This window comes from Methylobacterium oryzae (genome assembly GCF_021398735.1).
GTDB lineage: Bacteria > Pseudomonadota > Alphaproteobacteria > Rhizobiales > Beijerinckiaceae > Methylobacterium.
Genome location: NZ_CP090349.1, coordinates 1,273,181 through 1,291,796, shown reverse-complemented (window position 1 = coordinate 1,291,796; position 18,616 = coordinate 1,273,181). Strand labels below are relative to the sequence as shown.

Annotated in this window: 20 protein-coding genes; 14 read left to right on the top strand and 6 right to left on the bottom strand. The window is 71.6% G+C overall.

The window, feature by feature from the left end:
• Positions 1–11: 11 nt before the first annotated feature.
• The 4 genes from hpnE to hpnA are packed head-to-tail and all read right to left on the bottom strand — an operon-like array spanning position 12 to position 4,082.
• Positions 12–1,313 carry a hydroxysqualene dehydroxylase HpnE gene (gene hpnE, locus LXM90_RS06235; protein WP_091679133.1) on the bottom strand — a complete coding sequence of 434 codons (1,302 nt, stop codon included), beginning with the start codon at positions 1,311–1,313 and terminating at the stop codon, positions 12–14.
• The gene (gene hpnD / locus LXM90_RS06230; protein WP_020090629.1) at positions 1,313–2,164 is read right to left on the bottom strand and encodes a presqualene diphosphate synthase HpnD; all 852 of its coding nucleotides are present in this window, start codon (positions 2,162–2,164) and stop codon (positions 1,313–1,315) included. The genes hpnE and hpnD overlap by 1 nt, the downstream gene beginning before the upstream one ends.
• On the bottom strand, positions 2,161–3,057 hold the full coding sequence (hpnC, locus tag LXM90_RS06225) for a squalene synthase HpnC (RefSeq protein ID WP_103984922.1): 897 nt from the start codon (positions 3,055–3,057) through the stop codon (positions 2,161–2,163). The genes hpnD and hpnC overlap by 4 nt, the downstream gene beginning before the upstream one ends.
• Positions 3,054–4,082 carry a hopanoid-associated sugar epimerase gene (gene hpnA / locus LXM90_RS06220; protein ID WP_026604540.1) on the bottom strand — a complete coding sequence of 343 codons (1,029 nt, stop codon included), beginning with the start codon at positions 4,080–4,082 and terminating at the stop codon, positions 3,054–3,056. The genes hpnC and hpnA overlap by 4 nt, the downstream gene beginning before the upstream one ends.
• A gap of 519 nt (positions 4,083–4,601) precedes the next feature.
• On the opposite strand from hpnA, the gene rpsF reads away from it, so the two are divergent.
• The 10 genes from rpsF (at position 4,602) to LXM90_RS06170 (ending at position 13,462) form a co-directional block, all read left to right on the top strand.
• The gene (gene rpsF / locus LXM90_RS06215) at positions 4,602–5,063 is read left to right on the top strand and encodes a 30S ribosomal protein S6 (protein WP_020090632.1); all 462 of its coding nucleotides are present in this window, start codon (positions 4,602–4,604) and stop codon (positions 5,061–5,063) included.
• 3 nt (positions 5,064–5,066) lie between these two features.
• Positions 5,067–5,318 carry a 30S ribosomal protein S18 gene (rpsR, locus tag LXM90_RS06210; RefSeq protein WP_007561044.1) on the top strand — a complete coding sequence of 84 codons (252 nt, stop codon included), beginning with the start codon at positions 5,067–5,069 and terminating at the stop codon, positions 5,316–5,318.
• A gap of 128 nt (positions 5,319–5,446) precedes the next feature.
• Positions 5,447–6,496: a DUF2232 domain-containing protein gene (locus LXM90_RS06205; RefSeq protein ID WP_234082062.1), complete on the top strand. Its 1,050-nt coding sequence runs from the start codon at positions 5,447–5,449 to the stop codon at positions 6,494–6,496.
• A 41-nt stretch (positions 6,497–6,537) separates the two neighbouring features.
• Positions 6,538–7,110: a 50S ribosomal protein L9 gene (gene rplI, locus LXM90_RS06200; RefSeq protein WP_020090634.1), complete on the top strand. Its 573-nt coding sequence runs from the start codon at positions 6,538–6,540 to the stop codon at positions 7,108–7,110.
• Between the two features lie 312 nt (positions 7,111–7,422).
• Positions 7,423–8,910, top strand: a complete 1,488-nt coding sequence (locus LXM90_RS06195) for a replicative DNA helicase (protein ID WP_020090635.1) — start codon at positions 7,423–7,425, stop codon at positions 8,908–8,910.
• A 226-nt stretch (positions 8,911–9,136) separates the two neighbouring features.
• Positions 9,137–9,586: a cupin domain-containing protein gene (locus LXM90_RS06190; protein WP_020090636.1), complete on the top strand. Its 450-nt coding sequence runs from the start codon at positions 9,137–9,139 to the stop codon at positions 9,584–9,586.
• A 10-nt stretch (positions 9,587–9,596) separates the two neighbouring features.
• Complete coding sequence (locus tag LXM90_RS06185; RefSeq protein WP_234082059.1) at positions 9,597–10,499, top strand: SMP-30/gluconolactonase/LRE family protein; 903 nt, start codon at positions 9,597–9,599, stop codon at positions 10,497–10,499.
• The gene (locus LXM90_RS06180; RefSeq protein WP_234082057.1) at positions 10,496–11,410 is read left to right on the top strand and encodes a VOC family protein; all 915 of its coding nucleotides are present in this window, start codon (positions 10,496–10,498) and stop codon (positions 11,408–11,410) included. Before LXM90_RS06185 ends, LXM90_RS06180 begins: the two co-directional genes overlap by 4 nt.
• A gap of 82 nt (positions 11,411–11,492) precedes the next feature.
• Entirely contained in the window at positions 11,493–12,395 is a 903-nt protein-coding gene (lgt, locus tag LXM90_RS06175; protein WP_020090639.1) for a prolipoprotein diacylglyceryl transferase, read from the top strand.
• Complete coding sequence (locus tag LXM90_RS06170) at positions 12,392–13,462, top strand: class I SAM-dependent methyltransferase (RefSeq protein ID WP_234082054.1); 1,071 nt, start codon at positions 12,392–12,394, stop codon at positions 13,460–13,462. Before lgt ends, LXM90_RS06170 begins: the two co-directional genes overlap by 4 nt.
• 41 nt (positions 13,463–13,503) lie before the next feature.
• Here the strand turns inward: LXM90_RS06170 and LXM90_RS06165 are convergent, their stop codons facing one another.
• Positions 13,504–13,695, bottom strand: a complete 192-nt coding sequence (locus LXM90_RS06165) for a hypothetical protein (protein WP_012322302.1) — start codon at positions 13,693–13,695, stop codon at positions 13,504–13,506.
• 144 nt (positions 13,696–13,839) lie between these two features.
• On the opposite strand from LXM90_RS06165, the gene pgeF reads away from it, so the two are divergent.
• From pgeF to LXM90_RS06150, 3 genes are all read left to right on the top strand, one after another.
• Positions 13,840–14,607, top strand: a complete 768-nt coding sequence (pgeF, locus tag LXM90_RS06160) for a peptidoglycan editing factor PgeF (protein WP_234082956.1) — start codon at positions 13,840–13,842, stop codon at positions 14,605–14,607.
• Positions 14,608–14,874: 267 nt separating this feature from the next.
• Entirely contained in the window at positions 14,875–15,714 is an 840-nt protein-coding gene (locus LXM90_RS06155) for an outer membrane protein (protein ID WP_103984927.1), read from the top strand.
• Positions 15,715–15,911: 197 nt separating this feature from the next.
• Entirely contained in the window at positions 15,912–16,655 is a 744-nt protein-coding gene (locus LXM90_RS06150) for a DUF2076 domain-containing protein (RefSeq protein ID WP_020090643.1), read from the top strand.
• Positions 16,656–16,755: 100 nt separating this feature from the next.
• Here the strand turns inward: LXM90_RS06150 and LXM90_RS06145 are convergent, their stop codons facing one another.
• Positions 16,756–17,556: a L,D-transpeptidase gene (locus LXM90_RS06145; protein WP_026604541.1), complete on the bottom strand. Its 801-nt coding sequence runs from the start codon at positions 17,554–17,556 to the stop codon at positions 16,756–16,758.
• 272 nt (positions 17,557–17,828) lie between these two features.
• On the opposite strand from LXM90_RS06145, the gene LXM90_RS06140 reads away from it, so the two are divergent.
• Positions 17,829–18,545 (top strand): protein phosphatase CheZ, encoded by a 717-nt coding sequence (locus LXM90_RS06140; RefSeq protein ID WP_020090645.1) that lies wholly within the window; start codon positions 17,829–17,831, stop codon positions 18,543–18,545.
• Positions 18,546–18,616 lie beyond the last annotated feature (71 nt).

The following is an 18,616-nucleotide window of genomic DNA, read 5'->3' as shown; positions in this document are numbered from 1 at the left end:
GACGCCATGCCTCAAGCTGCGCCGCGCACCTGGGTTCCAGCACGCGCGGCAGATCCCGCACGCAAGGAACGTGCGGCCGTCTGGCCAGAGCGGATCGCTCCCTCGATCGTCGACGGCAGGCCGGTGGCGGTCCAATCGCCTGCCAGGACGAGATTGTCGTAGGCGGTTTCGGCCTTCGGGCGCCGCGCGGCTTCCGCCGGCGTCGCCGCGAAGGTCGCACGCTTCTCCTTTACGATCTGCCAGCTGGGCAGGTCGGGTGCAAGGTTGCACAACTGTGCGATCTCGGCCCAGATCTGCCGCGCGAGGTCTTCGCGGGGCACGTCGAGGAGCCGGTCGGCACCGCTGATCGTGACCGAATACCGGTCGGGATAGGCGAAAAGCCACTCCGTGAGGCTGTTGACCACGCCGAGGACGAGCGGGCTGCCGGGCTTCGGCACCAGCGCGAAATGCGCGTTCACGATAGAGCGGAATTCCACCGGTGCGAGGAGACCGGGCAACACCTCCCGGGCGACCCACGGCGGCAGCGCCAGCACGACGCCGTCCTCCGGACCGAGGGTCTCGGCACCGTCCGAGAACACGAGCTGCCCGACGCGGCCGTCCGCGAGGTCGAGGCCGCGCAGGCGCCGGCCGAGGCGGATCTCGCAGCCGCGGCTCGTGAGGTAGCGGATCGCCGGATCTACGAAGGCGTAGGACAGCCCTTCGACGGCCACGAGCGGGCGGCAGGCCTTGCCGCCCGCCCCCAGGGTCTCGCGCAGGATCCGCGCCGCCAGTCCGACGTCGCTGTCGCGGGGCTCGGTGTTGAGGGCCGCGAGCAGCACCGGGTGCCAGAGGCGCCGGTAGAGCGTGCCCTCGCAGGCCATGTGGGCGCCGATCGTGCCGCCCGCGCCCTCCGCCTTGCCGGAGGCCGCGCGCAGGATCCCGAGGGGCGCGAGGTAGTCCCGCGCCCGGGTGCCGGGGACGCGGCGGGCCGGGCTCATGACCCACCAGGGCAGCCGCCCGGCATTGGGCCGAAGCCGCCAGCGCTCGCCGGTCTTCAGGTCGGCGAAGTCGAACTCCGCCACGTCCGGCCCCACCAGGGCGTCGGCCGGCGCGCCGATCGTCCGGAGGAACCCGAGGGAATCGGCGTTGCCGGACAGGAGCAGGTGGTTGCCGTTGTCGATGGTCAGGCCGAGGGCCGGGTCGTAGTACGAGCGGCAGCGGCCGCCGGCCTGCTTGGCGGCCTCGTGCAGGACCACCCGGGCGCCGGATTCGGCGAGCGCGACGGAAGCGGCGAGGCCGGCGAGGCCGGCGCCGACGACGTGGACGGTGCCCATCAGATCAGGCCGTGCCGGACGACGACGCCCAGCAGCGCGAGCTTGCCGGGCTTCACCCGGGCGCGGGGCATCGCCCAGCCGCGCGCGAGGACCGCCTTGAGGTAGAGGTGATAGGCGGCGGCCATCAGCCGGGCGGCCTTGGTCGCCTTGCGGGGGCTGCGCCGGATGATTTCCCAGGTCGCCTGGTAGTGATCCTCGGCCTCGCGGGCGAGGGAGATGCAGACCTCGCCGATGCGGGGGTGGCCGATCGCCTCTGCCGGCGTCGGGTCGGTGAGGCCGATCGCCCGGAGCTTCTCGCGCGGCAGGTAGAGGCGGCCGCGCTCGGCATCCTCGTCGATGTCGCGCAGGATGTTGGTGAGCTGGAGCGCGCGGCCCTGGTGCCACGCCAGCCGGATGCCGTCCGCCTCCGGCATGCCGAAGATCCGCACCGACAGCCGGCCCACCGCGCTGGCGACCCGGTCACAGTAGAGGTCGAGGGTCTCGGCGTCGGGGGCGACGATGTCCTCGACGGCGTCCATCGCCATGCCGTCGATGACCGCCTGGAAATCCTCGCGCTTCAGGCCGAATCGGCGCACGGGCTCCACGAGGTCGCGCACCCGCGGGGCCGGGCGGCCGGCGTAGAGCGCGTCGATATCGGCCCGCCAGCGGTCGAGCTCGACCTGCCGGACGGCTCGGGTGCCGCCGTCGTCGGCGACGTCGTCGACGGCGCGGCAGAAGGCGTAGACGGCGTACATCGCCTCCCGCCGCTCCTTCGGCAGCAGGCGCATCGCCGTGTAGAAGGAGGAGCCGGCGGCGGGCAGCGCCGGGGCGGCGCTCGCGTGGTCCTGGGCGGGCGTGGCGGTGGCGGTCACGAGCGGATTCCCTGAGCCGCGGCCCGGACGGTCCGGCCGCGGAAGGGCCGGCGCGCCAGGGTGGCGGCGACGCCGCCCAGCGCCGTCAGCGCGAAGGCGGCCTTGCCGTGATGGACTTTCTCCGAGAGCGGGTCGCGCTCCAGCAGGCCCCGGCTCAGCACGACGGCGAGCCGGTGGATGGCGGCGATCTCCAGAGACAGGCGCAGGTCGTCGATCAGGTCCGGCAGGACCGCGCCCTCGTCGAGGAGGTCGAGGCAGCGCTGCGCCAGCTCGCGGATCGCGGCCCGGAGCTGCGGCGGCGCCTTCTCCTCCCCGAGCATCCCCACGGTGGCACCGTGGCGGTCGAGGCAATCCTGCGGGAGGTAGACCCGGTCGAGCGCCGCGAAGTCCTTGCCGCAATCCTGGAGGTGGTTGATCACCTGGAGCGCCGCGCAGATGGCGTCGGACGCCCGGTAGACCCGGGCCGGGTCTTCGCCGTGCACGTCGAGGACGTAGCGGCCCACCGGCATCGCCGAGTAGCGGCAGTAGTGGATCAGCTCGTCCCAGTCCGCGTAGCGGTTCTTGCGCGCGTCCATGCGGAACGCGTCGAGGAGTTCCAGGGCGTGCCGGGACGGCAGGCCGCGGGCCGCGAGCTCGCGCTTCAGCGGCTCGGCCTCGGGATCGGACGGCCCGGCGCCGGTGAGCGCGTCGGCGAGGCGATCGAGCAGCTCGATCTTGCGCTCGGGCGACAGGGCGGCGTGATCGGCCACGTCGTCGCCGGCGCGGACGAAGTTGTAGAACGCCAGGATCGCGCCCCGGTGGCGGGGATGGATCAGGTGCGAGGCGACGGGGAAGTTCTCGTCGCGGTGCCCCTTGCCGGAGCGCGTCGCGGTGGCGGAATCGAGGGTGCTCATGCGAGGTAGCCCGCCTCCCGGAACCACGTGATCGCGTCCGACAGGCCCTCGCGGTACGGCCGGGCCGTGTAGCCGAGTTCGGCGCGCGCCTTCCTGTCCGAGAAGAACATCCGGTAGCGCGACATGCGGATCCCGTCGATCGTCGCGAAGGGCTGCCTGCCGGTGACCCGCGCGGCGAGTTGCGCGAAGAACGCCACCGGGTAGACGGCGGCCCGGGGCAGATTCACGGTCGGCGGCTTGCGCCCGACCATGCCGGCGATGTCGGCGAGCATCTGCGAGAGGAACACGTCCTCGCCGCCGAGGATGTAGCGCTCGCCGATGCGGCCCTTGCGCAGCGCCAGGAGGTGTCCCTGGGCCACGTCGTCCACGTGGGCGAGGTTGAGCCCGGTATCGACGAAGGCCGGCATCTTGCCGAGCGCCGCCTCCTGGATGATCCGGCCGGTCGGCGTCGGCTTGACGTCGCGGGGACCGATCGGCGTCGACGGGTTGACGATCACCGCCCGCAGGCCGTCCCGGGCGACCATCTCCTCGACCACCCGCTCGGCCACGACCTTGCTGCGCTTGTAGGCGCCGATCGCGGTCTCGGGCGTCAGCGGCATGGTCTCGTCGGAGGGCGTGACGCCGTCGGCCGGCGGTTTGATCGTCGCGACGCTCGACGTGTAGACGACACGCTCCACGCCGGCCTCGAGCGCCGCGCGCATCATCAGGCGCGTGCCGTCGCGGTTGGTGCGGACGATCTCCTCCATGTCCGGCGCCCAGAGCCGGTAATCGGCCGCGGCGTGGATCAGGTAGCGCTGGCCGCGCATCGCCGCCGCCACGGCGGCCGGGTCGCGCATGTCGCCCTCGGCGATCTCCACGTCGGTCCAGGTGAGGTTGCGGCGGGGGCTCGACGCGCGCACGAGGATGCGCACCGGGAAGCCGGCCCGGCGGAACACGTCGACCAGGGCTGAGCCGAGGAAGCCGCTCGCGCCGGTGATCAGCACGGGACCGACCTCGGACGGGCCGGAAGCTGGGGCCTCTGCCATCGCGGATCTGGAGGATTACCGAAAACCAGTGCGGCCGGGGATCCCCAGCCGCGCCGCGCTTGTGTCATCGAACCGCCCGAGCGGCAAGCTTGAGCGGTGCCGGACAGGGTCGCGCCGCGGCGCGGCACGCGCCCGTGGGCGTGTTCCGCACAACAGGCGGGGCCGTCCCGGCAGGGCCCGGCACGGGACGCGCGGCCCGAATCCCCGCGGCCGCGGGGAGTTCGGGCCCGCCACCCAAGCCGCGACCCACGACGCGACCTTGCCACGACCTTGCCAGGTCGCGAAAAACCGACTATGCGCCGCCCCTCGCGTTCGCTCCGGCCGGGGGCTGAACGGACGGTGCCGCTCGCGGCACAGGGCTCTCCCAGATCCCGTCGTCCGGTGTCTCCGCCTTCGATCAACCGCTCGGGCCTGAAAATCGGCTCGAAGGGCTTGGCGCCGAGCGTAGCGCGAGATGAACCGGCCCGAATCAGCCGCCTTCCGGCGGCCGGGCTCCTTTTGACGATGAAAGGCCCGACAATGCCTCTCTACGAGCATGTGCTCTTGGCCCGCCAGGACGTGACGTCCCAGCAGGTCGAGACGATGATCGACACCTACAAGGGTGTGATCGAGCAGAACGGTGGCCGTCTCGAGAAGATCGAGATGTGGGGCGTGAAGTCCCTCGCCTACCGGATCAAGAAGAACCGCAAGGCGCACTTCGCCCTCCTCAACATCGACGCCCCGCCGGCCGCCATCGCCGAGATGGAGCGCCAGATGCAGATCTCCGAGGACGTGCTGCGCTTCATGACCATCCGGGTCGAGGAGCTCGATTCCGAGCCGTCCGCCATGATGCAGAAGCGCGACCGCGACGACCGCAAGGATCGCGAGCGCGGCCGTCGTCGCGATGACGAGGGCTTCGGCGGTGGCGGCTTCGGCGGCGACCGTGGTGACCGCGGCGATCGCGGTGACCGCGGCGAGCGCAGCTTCGGCGGGGAGGGCTAACCCATGGCATTCGGTGCTGGTGCGGGCGGCGGACGCCGTCCCTTCTTCCGTCGTCGCAAGACCTGCCCGTTCTCCGGCGCGAACGCGCCGAAGATCGACTACAAGGACGTCAAGCTCCTGTCCCGCTACGTGTCCGAGCGCGGCAAGATCGTGCCGTCGCGGATCACCGCGGTCTCGGCCAAGAAGCAGCGCGAGCTCGCCCAGGCGATCAAGCGCGCCCGCTTCCTCGGCCTGCTGCCCTACGTGATCAAGTAGGCCATCAGAACCCGCCGGCCCGGCATCTGCCCGGGCCGGCCCTCCCAGAGGGCGGCTCGCGCCGCCCGATCGTTGGGGCGCGTAGCCGCCTCTAACCCTGCCGTACCGGCAGCGGGACAGCGGAATTCATGGCACAGCACATCGGCATCGGTATCGGCGCGGGCCTCGTCTCCGCACTCCTGTTCGGGGTGCTGCTGAAGGCGACGCCGCTCGCGATCCTGCTCTACCTCGTGGCGCCGCTTCCGATCCTGATCGTCGGCCTGGGCTGGAGCCACAAGGCCGCGCTCGCCGCGGCCGCCGCCGGCAGCCTCGCGCTGGTCCTGGTGATCGCGCCCTTCCTGGGACTGGCCTTCGCGGCCTACATCGCCCTGCCCGCCTGGTGGATCGCCTACCTCGCGCTCCTCGGGCGCGAGACGCCCGCCGGCCTCGAATGGTACCCGACCGGCCGCCTGCTCGGCTGGATCGCCGCCACGGCCGCCCTCGCCTTCATCGCCATCGCGGTCCTGTCGTCGCCGAACCACGCCGCCTTCGACGCGCAGCTGCGCGGGCTCGCCCAGACCCTGGTCCAGACGCGGCTGCCCTCCGCCCGCCCGTCCCCCGAGACCCCGCGCGCAGATGCCCCGCGCGCCGACGCGCCCTCGACCGGCGGCGAGGCGGGCGGCAAGGACGGGGCGGCGACGCCCGGTCCGGCCCCGCAGGCCGACGCCGACCCGGCGGACGTGACGCGGGCCGAGGTGGCGGACGCCCTCGCCCGCGTCGTGCCCGCCTTCGCGGCGAACGGCCTCGCCCTGCTGCTGGCCTTCTACCTCTGGGCGTCGGCCCGGATCGTGAAGATCTCCGGCCGCCTGCCGCGGCCCTGGCCCGACATCCCCTCGACCGCCATGCCGCGCAGCACGCTCGTGGCGGTCGCGGCGGCCGTCGGGATGTGCTTCGCGCCCGGCTATGTCGGCGTGTTCGGGGTCGCGCTGCTCGGCGCGTTCAGCGCCGCCTTCGCCCTCCAGGGGCTCGCCGCCTTCCACGACCGCTCCCGCGGCCGGCCGGGGCGCGGGCTCATGCTGTTCGGCATGTACCTGATCCTGTTCGTGACCCAGGGCATCGCCCTGGTCGCCCTGACCCTGTTCGGCCTCGCCGACACAGCCCTCGACCGCCGACGCCCCAAGGGCGATCCGGCGCCGTGAGACCCCGGCCCGCGTGGCCGAACACCTGAAGGAGAAAGACCATGGAAGTGATCCTGCTCGAGCGCGTGGCCAAGCTGGGCCAGATGGGCGAGACCGTGAATGTCCGTCCGGGCTTCGCCCGCAACTTCCTGCTCGCCCGCGGCAAGGCCCTGCGCGCGACGGAAGCCAACAAGAAGCACTTCGAGGCCCAGCGCGCCCAGCTCGAGGCTCGCAACCTCGACCGCAAGAAGGACGCCGAGGTCGTCGCCGAGAAGCTGAACGGCCAGAGCTTCGTCCTCATCCGTCAGTCCGGCGAGACCGGCGTTCTGTACGGCTCGGTCTCGACCCGCGACCTCGCCGAGGTCGTCGCGAAGGAGGGCTTCACGGTCGATCGCGGTCAGTTCACCCTGAACCAGCCGATCAAGACGCTGGGCCTTCACACGGTCCCGGTGGTGCTGCACCCCGAGGTCGAGGTGGAGATCACCGTCAACGTCGCCCGCAGCCCCGAGGAGGCCGAGCGTCAGGCCCGCGGCGAGTCGGTGACCGAGCGCGAGGCGTTCAACCTCGACGACCTCGGCCTCGAGGTCGGTCAGGCGCTGGCCGATGCCGGCGAGGGCGCCGACGACCGCGGCTGATCCCCGGTTGCAGGCTTGACCGGCCGGCCAACCGGCCGGTCGGGCCTGCGGCGGCGTGGCCGAGCCGCGAGGCCGACCCCGCCGTGTATACCGGTGAACACTGGGGATGATGGTCCCCGAGACTTGACACGTTCCAGTTTTGTTCCAGCATGGACGCCCGCCCCTCGCGAGAGTCGGCGGGCGTCCGCTTTTCCGCGCCCCGGCCCGGCAGAACCGGCCGTCGGCTAGGCTTCGGTAACCATACCGGCGCCAAGGTCGTGCGGTGTGATCCTGGCGCGCCCGCCGCGGCGCCTGATACGGAGTCGTCCGCCGATGGCCTTGCCCAATGCGCTCACGGCCAAGCTCGAAGCGGTCCAGGCCGAGTACCGCGTCGCCCCGCACAACATCGACGCGGAGCAGGCGCTGCTGGGCGCGATCCTGGTGAACAACGACGCCTATTATCGGGTGTCGGACTTCCTGCTGGCCGAGCACTTCATGGAGGATGCCCACCAGCAGATCTTCACGGTGGCGGCCTCCCTGATCAAGGCCGGCAAGCTCGCCACGCCCATCACCATGAAGACCTATCTGGGCGACGCCGATTTCGGCGGCCAGACGGTGATGCAGTACCTCGCGCGCCTCGCCGCCGACGCGACGACGGTGATCAACGCCGGTGAGTACGGCCGCACGATCTACGACCTCGCCATCCGCCGCCGGCTGATCACCATCGGCGAGGATCTGGTGAACGGCGCCTACGAGGCGCCGGTGGAGCAGGCGCCCCGGGACCAGATCGAGGAGACCGAGCGCCGGCTCTACGAGCTGGCCGAGGCCGGACGCTACGACGGCGGCTTCCAGAAATTCTCGGACGCGCTGACCGCCGCGGTCGACATGGCCGCCAAGGCCTACCAGCGCGACGGCAAGCTCTCGGGCATCGCCACGGGTCTGTCCGACCTCGACGCCAAGATGGGCGGCCTGCAGCCCTCCGATCTGATCATCCTCGCGGGCCGCCCGGCCATGGGCAAGACCTCGCTGGTGACCAACATCGCCTTCAACATCGCCAAGGCCTACCGCGGCGAGAAGCAGCCGGACGGCACGACCCGGACCGTGAACGGCGGCATCGTGGGCTTCTTCTCGCTGGAAATGTCGGCCGAGCAGCTCGCGACCCGCATCATCGCAGAGCAGTCGGGCGTGCCCTCGTACAAGATCCGCCGCGGCGACATCCGGCCCGAGGATTTCTACAAGATCACCGACGCCGCCCGGGACATGCAGACGATCCCGTTCTACATCGACCAGAGCGGCGGCATCTCGATCGCCCAGCTCGCCGCCCGGGCCCGGCGCCTGAAGCGCCAGAAGGGCCTCGACCTGCTGATCGTCGACTACCTCCAGCTCCTCTCGGGCTCGGGCAAGCGCAGCGACAACCGCGTGCAGGAGATGACCGAGATCACGACGGGCATGAAGGCGCTCGCCAAGGAGCTGGCGGTTCCGATCATCGGCCTGTCGCAGCTCTCCCGTCAGGTGGAGAACCGCGACGATAAGCGTCCGCAGCTCGCCGACCTGCGCGAGTCGGGCTCGATCGAGCAGGACGCCGACGTCGTCATGTTCGTGTTCCGCGAGGAGTACTACGTCGGGAACAAGAAGCCCCGCGAAGGGACCGAGGAGTTCTTCGCCTGGGAAGCCGAGATGCAGCGCGTCCACGGCAAGGCCGAGGTGATCCTCGGCAAGCAGCGTCACGGCCCCACCGGCACCGTGGAGCTGCAGTTCGACGCGAACATCACCCGGTTCTCGAACCTCGCGCAGACGGACCGGATCCCCGAGCAGATGTGAGCGTCGCGCCGTCATCGCGAGCGCGGCGAGGCGAGCCGGGCCGGCGCGCGATCGCCGAGTGTGGCGCCGGCTGGGTTGCTTCGCTCCGCTCGCAAGGACGGTGAGGAGCTTTGCTGACCGGGACTCGGAGCGATGTCCCGGTCGTTCTGGCCTTCGTCGGGAGCCGCGAACCATCGCCAAGCCCGGCCGTTGTGGGAGGGTGTGTCCCGCCGCGGCAGGAGCGACGATGAGCGAGCCGACCCCTCCGAAGATGCCGTACTGGCACGTCTACACCGATGCGGAGGGTGTCAGCCGCCAGGAGCTGTTCCACCTCGAGCGGTTCAAGTTCGAGGGGATCAACCCCGAGACCGCGCCGCAGTGGAACGATAAGATGGACCCGGCGCCGTCGGTCGTGACCTTCACGGTCCTGCCGGTCGGCTGGGTCGGCGAGTGGCACGAGAATCCGCGGCCGCAATGGATCGCCGTCCTGTCGGGCCGCTGGTTCGTCGAGACGATGGACGGCCACCGGGTCGAGATGGGCCCGGGCGAGCTGATGATGGGCGAGGACCAGAACACCAAGGCGCGGGACGGCCGGAAGGGCCACCTGTCCGGGACGGTGGGTGACGAGCCCTGCACGATGATCGTGACCGGGCTGCAGGTCGAGCCGACCGTCAATCAGCCCGGCCGCTTCAAGTAGGGGCGGCTCCATGGACGGCTTCGAACTCACGCAGCCGCGCTTCAAGGCCTACATCCTGCCGAACGCGCCGCTGCAGAAGCTCGCGGACGGGTTCCGCTGGACCGAGGGCCCGGTCTGGTTCGGCGACCGCGACGAGCTCCTGTTCTCGGACCTCCCCAACAACCGGGTAATGCGCTGGTCGGAATCCGCCGGCCTGAGCGTCTACCGCGAGGCGAGCGACTTCGAGAACGGCCACGCCCGCGACCGCCAGGGGCGGATGCTGTCCTGCTCGCACCGCGGCCGGCGCATCCATCGGACCGAGCTCGACGGGCGGGTCACGGGCCTGGTCGAGCATTACCGGGGGCGACGCCTGAACTCGCCCAACGACATCGTCTGCAAGTCGGACGGGACGATCTGGTTCTCGGACCCGCCCTACGGCATCCAGACCGACTACGAGGGCGGCAAGCAGGAATCCGAGCTGCCCGCCGCCGTCTACCGCTTCGATCCGCGCGACGGCTCGCTGCGGGTGGTGGCCGACGATTTCCAGGGGCCGAACGGGCTCTGCTTCTCGCCCGACGAGCGCAGACTCTACATCGTCGAGACCGGGCTGCAGTTCGACACCGATCCGCTCCAGCACGTGCGCGTCTTCGACGTGGCCGAGGACGGCAGCCTGTCAGGCGGCGACGTGTTCTGCCGGATCGCGCCGGGCAACGCCGACGGCATCCGGTGCGACGAGCACGGCAATGTCTGGTCGAGCGCCGGGGACGGGGTCCACTGCATCGACCCCGGCGGCGAGCTGGTCGGCAAGATTTTCGTGCCCGCGACGGTCGCCAATCTCACCTTCGGCGGACGCAACGGCAGCCGCCTTTTCCTGTGCGCCTCGCAGGCGCTCTACGCGATCTACGTGAACGTGCGGGGAGCGCCGCTCCTGTGAGCGGCACCGCTCCCGAGGGCGGCGTGCGGGCCCTCACGGGGTTCGGCCGCACGGTCGCGGACCTCGCCGTCACGGAGGCCTTCTACCGGGACGGGCTCGGCTTCGCGCGGGCCGCCCCGCCGGAGCCGGTTCCCGCCGCGCAGGCGGAGGCGATGGGGCTCGCGGACCGGCGCGCCACCCAGCTGCGCATGCGCCTCGGCGGGCAGACCGTGACCTTCCTGGCGGTCGATCCGCCCGGCGCGCCCTACCCGGCCGATCCCGCGGCGACCGACCCGTTCTTCCAGCACCTCGCGATCCCGGTCCGCGACATGGAAGCCGCGGCCGCGCGACTGGCACGGCTCGCCCCGACGCCGATCAGCCGTGGCGGGCCGCAGCGCCTGCCGGCCTCCACGGGGGGCGTGATCGCCTACAAGTTCCGCGACCCCGACGGGCATCCCCTGGAGCTGATCTTCTTCCCCGACGGACCCGCGGCCGCCCGCTGGCGCGACCCGCCGGGCCTGTTCCTGGGGATCGATCACTCGGCGATCACCGTCACCGACCTCGACGCCACCCTGGCCTTCCTGACCGGCCCCCTCGGGCTGGCGGTGACGGAGCGCGGCCTGAACCGCGGGCCGGAGCAAGCGCGCCTCGACGGAGTCGACGATCCGCAGGTCGACGTGATCGCCCTGGCGCCGCCGGACCCCGCGCCGCACGTGGAGCTCCTGCATTACCGCACGCCCGCGACAGAGCCACGGCTCGTCGTCGAGCCCGCCGACCGGGCCGCCACCCGCTACCTGTTCACCGCAGCGGATCCGCGGGCCCTGTCGCGGCGCCTGCGCGAGAGCGGGCGAACGCCGCGGACCTCCGCCGACGGCACGGCAGCCTACTGCGCCGGCCCGGACGGACACGGCTTCTTGTTCGTGCGCGGCTGAGGCCTCCGTTCCGGGAGCGTGCGCCCGGGCTTGACGCGTCGCCCCTCCGGCGTCCAATCCGGCCGCCCCGGAGGTGAGTTAGATGCCGCTCCTCGCCCTGCCCTTTCCGGCCATCGATCCGGTGGCGATCGCGATCGGGCCGATCACGATCAAATGGTACGCGCTCGCCTACATCGCCGGCCTGATCGGCGGCTGGTATTACGCGCGCCGCCTCGTCATGGCCGACAGCCTCTGGGGCGTGGTGAAGCGCCCGCAGGTCGTCGACATCGACGACCTCGTCGTCTGGGTGGCGCTCGGCGTCGTGCTCGGCGGGCGGATCGGCTACGTGCTGTTCTACAATCTGCCGATGTACATCGCCGATCCGTGGGAGATCCTGGCGATCCGCAATGGCGGCATGTCGTTCCACGGCGGCTTCATCGGGGCCATCCTGGCCTTCGTGCTGTTTGCCCGCGGGAAAGGTCTCAACGCCTACACGCTCCTCGATATCGGCGCCGTGGTGGTGCCGATCGGCCTGTTCTTCGGCCGGATCGCCAATTTCGTGAACGGCGAGCTCTGGGGCCGCGCGGCGCCGGACTTCCCTTACGCGATCGTGTTCCCGAGCGGCGGCCCGCTGCCGCGCCACCCGAGCCAGCTCTACGAGGCCGCCACCGAGGGCCTGCTGCTGTTCATCGTGATGGCGGTCAGCGTCCGCCGGTTCGGCTTCCGCAAGCCCGGGCTCCTCGGCGGCATCTTCGTCCTCGGCTACGCGCTGGCCCGGACCTTCTGCGAGTTCTTCCGCGAGCCGGATCGCCAGCTCGGCTTCCTGTTCGGCGACCATCTCGGTCCGATGGGCGGCGGCGTGACCATGGGCATGCTGCTGTGCGTGCCGATGATGATCGTCGGCCTGACCTACATCGTGCTGGCCGCGACCGGCCGGACACGGCCCCGCCATCCGGTGGAAGCGCCGGCCGCCGAGGCCGCCCGCAAGGCGGCCGTCGAGGCGTGACCCCCCTCGGAACCGAGATCGCGGCGCTGATCCGGCAGAACGGGCCGATCGGCGTCGACCGCTACATGGCCCTCTGCCTCGGCCACCCGGTCCACGGCTACTACCGCACCCGCGATCCCCTGGGCGCCCAGGGCGACTTCACCACCGCGCCCGAGATCAGCCAGATGTTCGGAGAACTGCTCGGTGCCTGGACAGCCTACGTCCGCGGCCCGATCGGGTCGCCGGATCCGCTCCTCCTGGTGGAGCTGGGGCCCGGCCGCGGCACGCTGATGGCGGACGCGCTGCGCGCGCTGCGGGCAGCGCTCCCGGGGGTGCGCGTGGCACCGCACCTCGTCGAGACGAGCCCGGTGCTGCGGGCCGCGCAGGCGCGCGCCCTCGCCGGGACCGGTGCCGCGTGGCACGACAGCGTCGACACGCTGCCCGAGGGGCCGGCGATCATCCTGGCCAACGAGTTCTTCGACTGCCTGCCGGTGCGCCAGTTCGAGCGCCAGCCGTCGGGCTGGCACGAGCGGCAGGTCGGTCTCGATCCGGCGGGCGGCCTCGCTTTCGGCCTGTCGCCGGAGCCGGTCCCGGGCCTCGCGGCGGACGGCCCGGACGGCGCGCTGATGAGCGTGCCGGCGGCCGGCCTCGCGCTGATACGCGCGCTGGCGCGGCGGCTGTGTTCCGAAGGCGGCGCCCTGCTGGCCATCGATTACGGCCATGTGCGTCCGGGCTTCGGCGACACCCTCCAGGCGCTGGCGGGACATCGCTTCGCCGACCCGCTGGCGGAGCCCGGCGAGGCGGATCTGACGCATCACGTCGATTTCGCCGCCCTCGCCCAGGCGGCGCGGGCCGAGGGCGCCGCGATCCACGGCCCCGTCGATCAGGGCGACTTCCTGGCCGCCCTCGGACTCGGGGCCCGTGCCGAGCGTCTGAAGGCACGGGCGAGCCCCGCGCAGGCCGCCGCGATCGACGCGGCGGCCGCGCGCCTGACCGATCCGGGCCGGGGCGGGATGGGAAGCCTGTTCAAGGTGCTGGCGGTGAGCGGCCCGTCCGTCGGGCCGCTCCCGGGATTTCCGGGGCTCTGAGCCGCCGGGACGATGCGCGGCCCCGTACGGGCCGGCTACTCTCAGCCGAAGGAGCCGAAGCCGGAATCGGTCTGGCTGGCGGGCCGCGGAGTCGGCGGCGCGGGCGGGTTGAGGTCGGTCGGGTCGAAGGCGGCGGGCTCTCCCGTGACGGGGTGGGCAGGCGCGCTCGGAATCCGGGGCTCTTCGGCCTCGGGCGTCTCGGGCAGGGCGTCGGTCTCGATCCCTCGTGACATCGCGATCCTTCTCAAGGCGGGGCCGGATCGGCTCCGTACTGCAATGCAGCAAGAATCTGACGGTTGAACGACATCGTCAAGGGTCCGCCCTTGCGCTATCGGGGCGCGACAGGGGCAAGCGCGAGGCCGACCGTGACCGCAGGCATGTTCATCGAGGCGCCGGAACTCTCCGCCCATGCGGGCGTGCGCCACGCCTTCTTCACCCGCGTCGGCGGGGTCTCCGAGGGCCTGTACGCGTCGCTCAATGGCGGCCTCGGCTCCCAGGACGCGCCGGAGCGCGTCGCCGAGAACCGGGCGCGGATGTGCGCGCCGCTCGGCCTGCCGCGGGACCGGCTCGTGAGCCTGTATCAGGTCCACTCGGCCGACGTGGTCACGGTCGAGGCCCCCTTCGCGGCGGAGCGGCCGAAGGCCGACGCCATGGTGACGCGGGTCCCGGGCCTGGCGCTCGGCATCGCCACCGCGGATTGCGGGCCGATCCTGTTCGCGGATCCCGAGAACGGCGTCGTCGGCGCCGCCCATGCCGGCTGGAAGGGCGCGCTCACCGGCGTGATCGGCGCGACCGTGTCGGCGATGGAGGCGCTCGGGGCGCGGCGCAGCCGCATCGTCGCCGTCCTGGGACCGACGATCGGTCAGGCCTCCTACGAGGTCGGTCCGGACTTCGTCGCGCGCTTCGGGAGCGATGCCCCCGGCATGGAGCGCTTCCTCGGCCCCGGCACGCGGCCGGGACACGCCCAGTTCGATCTTCCGGGCTTCATCCTGGCCCGGCTCGGCGAGGCCGAGATCGGCGAGGCCACCGCACTCAATCTCTGCACTTACGCCGATCCGGAGCGGTTCTACAGCTACCGGCGGACCACGCATCGCGGCGAGGCGGATTACGGCCGCCTGATCTCCGCGATCACGCTGGTGCCCTGACGAGCCAGTGCGGCCTCGGAAAGGGGCTGCGACACTTTGTCGATCCTCGGCCCGAAAAAAAGCGTAGCCGTAAATGAACCTTGGCCATTCGACCGCGTTTAGGGGTCAAGGTGCCGGGGAAAACGGCGGGTTGCCACAAGGGGCCGCGAGAGCGGTCGGCGACACCGCGGAGCGCAAAGCAACCCTGGAACCGCTGGAACGCAGCCAGATCCGGTTCCGCAACCGTCCGCCCGTGGGACGGCGCGGACCACCAGTGAGGACCAGATCATGAAATCCATGCTCCGTGTGACCACGGCCCTCGCGGGCGTCGCCTTCGCGGGTTCGGCCTTCGCCGCCGACCTTCCGCGCCGCGCCGCCCCGCCGCCGGTGTTCACCCCCGTCCCGGTCTTCACCTGGACCGGCGCCTACTTCGGTATCAACGCCGGCTACGCCTTCGACGCCAGCGACCGCAACACCGGCAACACCTTCGCCGTCCCCTTCCCCTACGCCGCCCCCGGCACCGTCGCCTCCTTCCGCAACCGCAGCCAGGACGGCTTCTCCGGCGGTGGCCAGATCGGCTACAACTACCAGTTTACCCCGGGCTCCGGTGTCGTGATCGGCTTCGAGGCCGACGCCCAGTACCTCGACTTCGGCCGCAGCCGGAACAACGCCTTCATCTCCGGCGCGCTGGCCCCCGGCTACTACGTCACCGACCCGCGCGGCCTCTCCAGCCTCGACTTCTTCGGCACCGTCCGCGGTCGCCTCGGCTACGCCTTCGACCGCACCCTCGTGTACGGCACCGGCGGCTTCGCCTACGGCTCGGGCAGCGCCGACCGCTCCTTCGGTGGCTTCGCCGGCAACGACAGCTTCCGCACCGGCTGGGCCGCCGGCGGCGGCATCGAGTACGCCCTGCCCACCGACTCGTTCCTGAACTTCTTCCGCTCCTCGGCCGTGACGCTCAAGGTCGAAGGCCTGTACGTCAACCTCGACCGCGGCACCCGCAACCAGGGCGCGTTCGTCATCAACGCCGCCAACAACTTCCCGGTCGTCTACAGCGGCGTCGGCCGCCGCGACGACCAGTTCGCCGTCGTCCGCGCCGGCCTGAACTACAAGTTCGGCACGTTCTAGGATCGCGTCGGCGCGGCCGCGGCCGCGCCTTACACTCGGCATGCAGGAAGCCCGGCCGGCAGGTCGGGCTTCTCGCGTTTCGGGATAGGCGGATGAAGTTTTCGCAATCCCCCTGACAAAGCGTCGCCGCGCACCCATGTCCTAGCTGCCATGCGGCGCGTTCGGGCCCGCGGGTGAGATTCGAGGAGGACGACTCCATGAACAGCGAAGAACGCGACGTCATTTCGGGAATCTTCCAGCGGCTGGAGCAGGCGCAGACCCAGCCCCGCGACGCGGAGGCGGAGCGCTTCATCGCCGACAAGCTCCGCGCGCAGCCCTACGCGCCCTACGCGATGGCGCAGCTGATCTACGTGCAGGAAGAGGCGATCAAGAGCCTCAACCAGCAGCTGGAGCAAGCTCGTAGCCAGGCGGCTCCGGCCCAGTCCTCCGGGGGTGGCGGCTTCCTGTCGAGCATCTTCGGCGGCGGCAGCCAGCAGCGCCAGGAGCCCCAGCCGGGCTACGGCCAGCCGCGTCCGGGCGGCCAGCCCTGGGGCAACCAGGGCGGCCCGCCGCAGGGTTACCCGCAGCAGGGCGGCTACCCGCAGCAGCAGGGCGGCCCGTGGGGCGGCCAGCCCCAGGCGCCGGCGCGCGGCGGCGGCTTCATGGCGACGGCCCTGCCCATGGCGGCCGGCGCGGCGGGCGGCATGCTCCTCGGCAGCGCCCTGTCGAACGCCTTCGCGGGCGGCCATTCGAGCCTCGGCAGCGCCGCGGCCGCCGGTCTCGGCGGCGGGGGCGAGACCGTCGTCAACAACTACTACGGCGACGGCGGCAACCAGGATCTCGGCTCGGCCCTCGACAACAGCGGCGGCGACATGGGCAGCTTCCAGGACGCCGGCTACAGCGATCCGGGCGGTGATTTCGGCGGCGACCTCGGCGGCGGCGACGACAGCGACTGGACCTGATCGTCCCGGATAGGCAGCGGAAGGCCCGGTCGCGTCAGGCGCGGCCGGGCCTTTCTCGTATCCAGAAGGTCCGATCCGCGACCGGGGCCGCGTCGGCCGCTCAGAGGACCTCGACCCGCGTCCCCACCGGCACGCGCTCGTAGAGATCGATGACGTCGTCGTTCATCATGCGGATGCACCCCGACGAGACCGACTGCCCGATCGTGTTGGGCTCGTTCGTCCCGTGGATCCGGTAGAGCGACGAACCCAGGTAGAGGGCGCGGGCGCCCAGCGGGTTCTCCGGGCCGCCGGCCATGTGGCGCGGCAGGTCGGGACGGCGGGCCAGCATCTCGGCCGGCGGCGTCCAGTCCGGCCACTCCGCCTTGCGGCTCACCGTCTTCAGCCCGCTCCAGGCGAAACCGGGGCGGCCGACGCCGATCCCGTAGCGCAGGGCGCGCTGCCCGGCCTGCACCAGGTAGAGATGCTTTCCGGCGGTGTCGATCACGATCGTTCCGGGCTTCTGCCGCCCCGTGAAGGCCACTTCCTGGCGCTGGTACTCCGGCGAGACCGCGCGGCCGATCCGGCCCGGATCTCCCTGGGGCGCACCGTAGGGCTGAGGGGCGCCGGAAGCCTGGCCATAGGGCTGGCCGTAAGCCTGCCCGTACGCCTGCCCGTAACCTTGCGCCGGCTCCGGCTCGACCGGCACCAGCTCGCCGGAATAGGCCGCGACGCGCTGCTGCGGCGCCGCGCGCTGCGGCCAGCCGCGCCCGGGCGCGCCGCCGGCGCTGCCGGTGACTAGATACTCGATCAGGCCGCCGCCGTAGCCGCCCTCGGCGTAGCGCGCCTGCTGCGCCCGGGCGGGGCCGCACAGCACGAACGCGGCCGCGGCCACCCCCATTCCCAGACGGACTGAACGCCGCATCGTCGCATGCTCCCGAGCCGGTGCCCGTGCTCCCGGCCCGCGAACGATCCCGTCGAATTTTACCGAATCCGGTGAACGAACGTGGTGAATCGCCGGGGCGGCCCGGCCCGTCCCCGGCCCGTCGCGACCAGCGTGAATCGGCGGTTAAGCCCCGACGGGGCCCTGGGCCCCCAGGCGCAGGGGGCCGGCGGTAAGAAGCTCGGCAGTCACAGTCCGCTAACCGTTATGGTAGACAGTCGCGGCGACGGAACCCGAACGCTCACGCCCGGACGATGACCCAGAAGCGCTATCGCATCGAAGACAGTCTCGGGCTTCCCGCGGCTCCCCCTCCCGGACCCGGGGCGTCCGCCTCGAGCGAGCGCCTGGAGGAGATCTTCAACGCCATCCAGGACTTGCGCCGCGTCACGCAGATGAGCGCGAGCGAGACCATCGAGTCGTGCCGCCGCGAGCTGCACGAGGCGCTGGCGATGCGCACCGAGCTCGACGTGATGAAGGAGGCGATCACCCGCACCAAGTCGGAGCTGGCGACGCTGCACCGGACCGAGAACACCGGCAAGGGCATGCGCCGGGCGGCCGACGAGCTCGACGCGGTGGTCGACTCGACGGAGCGCGCCACCACGCAGCTCCTCGGCGCGATCGAGGAGATCGAGAGCCACGCCGGCATGCTCAACGCCGCGACGCTGCCGCCCGGCACGAAGCAGCACGTCGACGTGATCCTCGAGCGCGTGATCACCGCCTACGAGGCCTGCAACTTCCAGGACCTGACCGGCCAGCGGATCACCAAGATCGTCAGCGTGATGAAGTTCATCGAGGAGCATCTCGACCGGCTCATCGCCACGTGGTCGGAACTCGACAGCTTCAAGGAGCTCATCACCGTCATGCCGGTGCCGACCTCCCTGGACGACGAGAGCTCGCTGCTCAACGGGCCCAAGCTCGACCACGACATCGGCCACGTCGACCAGAGCGACATCGACTCGCTGTTCGACTGATCGAGCCGACCGGGCGCGCGATTTTTGTCGCCGCCCCGGTCCCCCTGGCGGTCCGGAACGCTTAGATCTGC